The organism is uncultured Aggregatibacter sp. (assembly GCF_901873365.1).
Classification (GTDB): domain Bacteria; phylum Pseudomonadota; class Gammaproteobacteria; order Enterobacterales; family Pasteurellaceae; genus Aggregatibacter.
On record NZ_CABFLM010000001.1, the window covers coordinates 1 to 1,383 of the forward strand.

At 28.3% G+C, this 1,383-nt stretch carries 1 protein-coding gene; it reads right to left on the reverse strand.

Annotated elements, in window-relative coordinates; genetic code table 11:
• Positions 1 to 1,349, reverse strand: a 1,349-nt coding sequence (locus tag QZ106_RS00005; protein WP_295972661.1) for an AAA family ATPase, incomplete at its 3' end; no start/stop codon positions are given.
• Positions 1,350 to 1,383: the final 34 nt, after the last annotated feature.

A 1,383-nucleotide genomic window follows, 5' to 3' on the forward strand; every position in this document is an offset into this window, starting at 1 on the left:
ATACTAGCGTATTCAGCACCATATGTACCAAAATCAAGATGTTTACCTGCTATAATTTGATTACCTTTAATAAGGTAAAGATTTTCATTTATGATTGAACTAACAATAGTTGGAGTATGCGTAGTTAAAATAAATTTAGTATTTTTAAAGGTTCGTTCTAATTGAGAAATAACTTCTTCTTGCCATTGTGGATGTAAGTGAAGTTCTAATTCATCAATAATAACAATCGCTGGAGTATCAAGAGGATTTTCTTTATGTGGGTTTAAGATAAGCATACGTCTAGCAAGATCTCCCACTAAAGATATGATTGATTTTTCTCCTTGAGACAATTCTGACAAAGGAAATTGTGAACCATCTTGCTTTTTAACTATAAATGGATAGGAAAGATTTCTATCTATTTTTATATCTATGATATTTGGAATAAAAGTAATAATAATTTCTTTAATCTTCTGTAATTGTTTTCCTCTTTCTGTGTCTACTTCATTATTATTTTTTACGTTTTCTAGTTTAGAATAAATAGATGCTATTGAATTCATTTTTTTTAGTAATTCATTAGCTACATTCAATCCAGTTAACATATCGTTGTCATATGAATCCAGTTCATTAACTTTCCCTTCTATATTAGCTAATTCACTTTTAACACTTTCTAATGCATTTACTAGATCTTGATTCTTAGCATCATCTAAATACTTAAACCATAATAAAAAATCATTAAAATTTAATGTGCTTTTTAGTTTCTGTGGTATCGCATTTAATCTTTCTACTTTAGATATAAAATCTGCTTTATCAAATTTATCTTTAGTTTTTAACGATGAGCGATCTACTCCATAAAATAAATAAAGAGGTAAATCTAAATTATCTTTAGCTAGCATATAGCTATATAGCGCACCTAATTTTTTAGCCTGTATGAGCGTGCTAGAAATTGTCTTAGGAGAGCCATTAGGTGATCTTGCAACGATAACTTCAGTTAATTTAGTTTTAGCATATCCTAAATTTAACTCTATTAAAGCCGGTTGATATGGATCATTTTTCTTGTTTATATCTCTTTCTTCTATTACATCACCTGAATCAGTATTCTTATTATAAATAGCACTATTAATTTTACTTAATGATGTAGCAATAGCATCAGCGATAGTTGTTTTACCACTAGCATTAACGCCCACAAATAAAATTGGTTTTTTATTGTCTTCAAACTTAACTGATACTTTATCAGAAAATGCTTTGTAATTAACAATCTGAACATCAAGCAAACTAAATGGATTTTGAGAAACCAATTCCATTAGTTCATCTGGAGGGAGTGTTTCTCCATCCCAATTTTTATATAGTTCAAGAATGTCTTTATTTTTCATCTAAAATTCTCCTGATGATTTCTTTACCATATTT